Raw genomic sequence first — 4,994 nt, 5'->3', positions numbered from 1 at the left:
GCTGCGCGCCGAGCGCTTCCACTGGAGCGGCACGGTCCGCGGCTTCCGGGCCGTGGCGGCGGAAGCGTGCCAGGCGGCAGAAGCACGCCCGGCGTCGGAGCCGCACCCGGCCACGGAAACGCGACTGGCGGCGGAGTCACACCCCGCCACGGAGTCACACCCGGCGACGGAGTCGTACCCGGCCGCGGAGACGTACCCGGCGACGGAGGCCGAGCCGGCCCCGTACGGGCGGTGAGCCGCGGTGCGGGACCCCTCGATCGCCCGGTCCGTCGCCCTCTTCCGCGCCTTCCGGCGCGAGCAGTCCGACCCCGGCCGGTGCTACGCGCTCCTCGCGCGCGACGCCGCCGGGCAGATCGAGCGGTACGAGCCGCTGCGCGACCGCCTCGTGGTGGACGTGGGCGGCGGCAGCGGGCACTTCACCGCCGAGTTCCGGCGCCGTGGCGCCCGCGGCTACCTCTTCGAACCGGACGTACGGGAGCTGACGGCGCACGGCCCGCCACCCGCCGGGGCGGTGCTCGCCGACGGCTATCTGCTGCCGCTCGCCGACGGCACGGCCGACATCTGCTTCTCCTCCAACGTCCTGGAGCACGTCGCGGACCCGCGCACCTTCCTCAGCGAGATGATCCGCGTGACCCGGCCCGGCGGGCTGATCTACATCGCGTTCACCAACTGGCTGTCCCCCTGGGGCGGTCACGAGACGAGCCCGTGGCACTACCTCGGCGCGGACCGCGCCCGCGCCCGCTACCGGCGGCGCACCGGCCGCCCCGCCAAGCACACCGTGGGCGAGAACCTCTTCCCCCTCCACATCGGCCCCACCCTCCGCCATGTGCGCGCCCTCCCCGGCGTCACCGTGGTCACGGCCCGCTCCCGCTACGCGCCGTTCCTGGCGCGGGCGGTCACCCGCGTGCCGGGGCTGCGGGAGGTCGCCACCTGGAATCTGCTGCTGATACTGAGGCGGTCCCCCTATGACGGTTCGCGGTCTGCTGCCCCTGCCACGGAAACCGCGGCGGGGTGATGGACGTGGCTGAGGCGACGCTCGTCCCCTCCCCCGCGGGTCCGGGCCCGGACCGCGCCGCCCGGCGCGCGGGCGACGGGCCGGAGCCGCCGCGCGGCCGGCGGTGGCTACTGGGGTTCTGGGCCCTCGCGCTCGTCGCGTTCCTGGTGCGGGCGCCGGGGCGGATGACCTTCGAGACGAAGCTGGGCGTGGCCGCCGACCCCTTCGGTTTCCTGCACGACCTGGGGACGCTCTGGCAGGACCGGGCCGGCTTCGGCGGCATCGCGGACCAGTACATCGGCTACGCCTTCCCGACCCTGCCCTACTACGCGCTCGCCCATCTCGTGCGGCTGCCGGTCTGGTTCGCGGAGCGGCTGTGGATGTCCCTCGTCGTCGCCGCCGCGTTCTGGGGCGCGCTGCGCCTCGCCGAGCGGCTGCGCGTCGGCTCGTCCGCGACCCGGCTGCTCGGCGCGGTCGGGTACGCGCTGTGGCCGACGTTCACCATCGTCGTCGGGTCCACCGCCGCCGCGGCGCTGCCCGGCGCGCTGCTGCCGTGGGTGCTGCTGCCGCTGACCTCGCGGACGTCGAGCGCGCGGGTGGCCGCGGCCCGGTCCGCGCTGCTGATCCCGTTCATGGGCGGCGTCAACGCCGCTTCCACGCTCGCCTCGCTGCTGCCCGTGGCGCTGTATCTGCTCTCCCGGCCGCGCGGAGGGCGGCAGCGCGCGCTGCTCGCGTGGTGGATCCCCGGCGTGGTCCTCGCCACCGCCTGGTGGAGCGTGCCGCTGCTGCTGCTCGGCCACTACGGCGACAACTTCATGCCGTACATCGAGCAGGCGGACACCACCACCGCCACCATGTCCGCGACCGAGCTGCTGCGCGGCGCGGGCAACTGGGTGGCCTACCTCAACTTCGGCGAGCCCTGGCTGCCCGGCGGCTGGGCCGCCGCCACCGCCCTCGTCGCGATCATCGGCTCCGGACTCGCCGCCGCCCTCGGCCTGGCGGGGCTGGCCCGGCGCGACCTGCCCGAGCGGCGCTGGCTGCTGCTGACCGTGCTGGGCGTGGTGCTCATCGCGCTGGCCGGGTACGGCGGCGCGTACGGCGCGCCCTTCCACGCGACCATCCAGGGGTGGCTGGACGGCTGGCTGCGCCCGTTCCGCAACATCTACAAGTTCCAGCCCGGCCTGGCCCTCGCGCTGGCCCTCGGCCTCGCGCACCTGACGGCCGTCGCCGCCGAACGGCGCGGCGCCCGCCCCGTCCCCGGCCGCCGCCTCGCCCCCGCGCTGGCCGCGCTGCTGCTCCTGCCGGGGCTGGCCTGGCCGTATCTCAACGGCACCGTGCTCCAGCCGGGCTCCTTCGACAAGCTGCCCACGCACTGGTCCGACGCGGCCGGCTGGCTGAAGAAGCACTCCCCCGACAGCCGCGCCCTCGTCGTACCGGCCACCGCGCACGGCATCTACACCTGGGGCTCCCCCATCGACCAGCCTCTCGACGTCCTCGCCGAGTCCCGCTGGGCGCAGCGCGACTACGTGCCGTTCGGCACCCCCGGCTCGCGCCGCGCGATGGACGCCGTGGAGCAGGCGCTGATGACGGGAACCGAAGTGCCGGGCCTGCGCGACTACTTGGGGCGAGCGGGGCTGTACGACGTGGTCGTCCGCAACGACCTCGACCCCGACCAGATCGGCTACGTCCCGCCGCAGACCGTGACACGCACCCTGGAAGCCTCCGGCTACCGCCGGGTCGCCGCCTTCGGCCCCCTGCTGACCGGCGGCCGCATCCCCGCCGAGACGCCCGTACAGATCCAGGGCCTCTACCCGCGCCAACAGGCCGTCGAGATCTACGAGCCCGTCGGCGCCCCCCGGCCGGGCCCCGTCACCGCGAAGCCGGTCTCCGGCACGGCCGTCGTCAGCGGCGGCCCCGAGTCGCTGCTCCCGCTCTCCGCCGACCCGTCGCTGCGCGGCCGGCCCACCGTCCTGACCGGCGACAACCATCCGGGGATCGGCACGCCGCCGCTCCAGGCGGTCGGCGACGGACTGCGCCGCGCCGACACCCGCTTCGGGCTCGTCAACACCAACACCTCGTACACGTACGGGCCCGAGGAACGGAATCCGTCCGGCAGCCTCCAGGACGCGGGCCGCCCGCCCAAGCAGATCCTGCCGGTCAAGGGCGTGCGGCACCAGACGACGGCCGTGCTGCGCGGCGCGGCGTCGGTCACCGCCTCCAGCAGCGGCAACTGGCTCTTCCAGCTCCCGCAGTACGACCCCGTGAACGCCTTCGACGGCAACCCGGACACCGCGTGGGCCGAGGGCACGCCCGGCCACCCGGTCGGCCAGTGGCTGCGCGTCGGCTTCGACACGCCCACCGCGATCCCCGCCTCGATCCAGCTGACGCCGCTGCCGGGCGACGGGACGCGGGCCGCGCCCACGCTCGTACGCGTACAGACCGACCGGGGCTCGGCGGAGAGCCCGCTCCAGCCGAACGGCCTCCCGCAGAGCGTCAAAGCGCCTGTGGGGCAGGCGAAATGGCTGAAGATCACCATTCTGGAGTCGCAGGACCCCAAGCCGGGGCTGTCCGGCGCGGGCTTCTCCGAGGTCGCCATTCCGGGCGTCCAGGTGACCCGGCTGCTCAAGCTGCCGCAGGACGCGCAGGGCACGGACGCGGCGAGCGAGACGTACGCGCTGCACCGCGGCAGCGACCCGGGCGGGCTCTCCCCGGCCTCCGCCGAGACCGGCCTGCACCGCCGCTTCACCACTGCCGATACGTCCTCGTCCGAAAACTTCTCCGTCAGCGCCTCCGCGCTCCCCGTGCCCGGCGACGAGCTCGACCGGCTCCTCGACCTCGTCGCGCCGGGCAGCCGACGGCGGCTCACCGCGACCGCCGACTCCACCGCCCGCACCGGGACCGCGCTGAGCGCCCGCAACCTGGTCGACGGCGACCTCACCACCGCCTGGATCGCCGGGGACCGGCCCGTCATCCATCTGCGCTGGCCCGGCCGACGGAGCATCGACAACATCGTCCTGGCCGCGGCGGGCGGCCTCTCCACCCGGCCGGAACAGATCCTCATCAACTCCCCGTACGGCGCGGCCACCGCGGGCGTCGACGAGAACGGGCAGGCCCGCTTCGAGCCCATCGTCACCGACCAGCTCGACATCACCATCAGCAAGGTCGCGCCGCTGACCGTCCACAACCCGGTCGCCGACCGTCAGTTGCAGCTCCCCGTCGGGCTCAGCGAGGTGTACGTGCCCGCCCTCGACGACCTGCGCACGCCCGCGCCCGCGCCCTCCGCCCGCTTCTCGCTGCCCTGCGGCCGGGGCCCGGCGCTCGCCGTGGACGGCGCCCTGCACGCGACCAAGGCGTCGGGGCGCGTCCGGGATCTCACCGAACGCCGCCCCGTCAAGGTCGAGTTGTGCGGCGCCGAAGCACGCGGCGGCGCGCTGCCGCTCAAGCCCGGCACGCACACGGTCGAGGCCGGGGACCAGGGGCCGCTGGCCCTGACCGACGTCGCCCTCACGCGCGGCAAGGCCGCGGCTCCGGCGGCGGCGCGCGCGACCAAGGCCCTGGACTGGGCGGGCGACCGGCGCGCTGTGCGCGTCGGCGCGGGTTCGGCCGCGTACCTCCAGACGTACGAGAACGCCAACTCGGGCTGGCACGCGACCCTCAACGGCAAGCCGCTGACATCTCTGCGCATCGACGGCTGGCAGCAGGGGTTCCTGGTGCCGGCCGGGCAGGGCGGCACGGTCAGGCTCTCCTACGAGCCGTCGACGACGTACGACGCGGCGCTGATCGGCGGTGCGGCGGGCATCGTCCTGCTCGCCCTCCTCGCCTTCGTCCGCCGCCGCCCGGCCGCCGAGCCGCCTCCGCCGCCACCGCCCTCGCCGGGCTGGGTGCTGGGGACCGTGGCCCTGACCGCCGTCCTGGTGGTGGTCGCGGGCCCGGTGGCGGTGGTCGTGCCCGTACTGGCGCTGGTCGCGCGGGCCCGCCCGTGGCTGCTGGTGCCGACGGC

The 4,994-nt window shown here is 75.4% G+C and carries 2 protein-coding genes and 1 pseudogene; all 3 read left to right on the top strand.

What is annotated here, in order from left to right; genetic code table 11:
• Positions 1-235: pseudogene (locus ACFU99_RS32645) on the top strand (hypothetical protein); the annotation flags it as partial.
• Between the two features lie 6 nt (positions 236-241).
• A complete protein-coding gene (locus ACFU99_RS32640; protein WP_384398913.1) occupies positions 242-1,015 on the top strand; it encodes a class I SAM-dependent methyltransferase in 774 nt (257 codons plus the stop codon).
• Positions 1,016-1,020: 5 nt separating this feature from the next.
• Positions 1,021-4,994 (top strand): alpha-(1->3)-arabinofuranosyltransferase family protein (locus tag ACFU99_RS32635; RefSeq protein WP_384398911.1); only part of this gene is annotated, 3,974 nt, incomplete at its 3' end.

The sequence above is a fragment of the Streptomyces sp. NPDC057654 genome (assembly GCF_042800135.1).
Classification (GTDB): Bacteria; Actinomycetota; Actinomycetes; order Streptomycetales; family Streptomycetaceae; genus Streptomyces.
The sequence above is the reverse complement of the archived record's forward strand: the minus strand, read 5'-3'. Positions and strand labels throughout refer to the sequence as shown.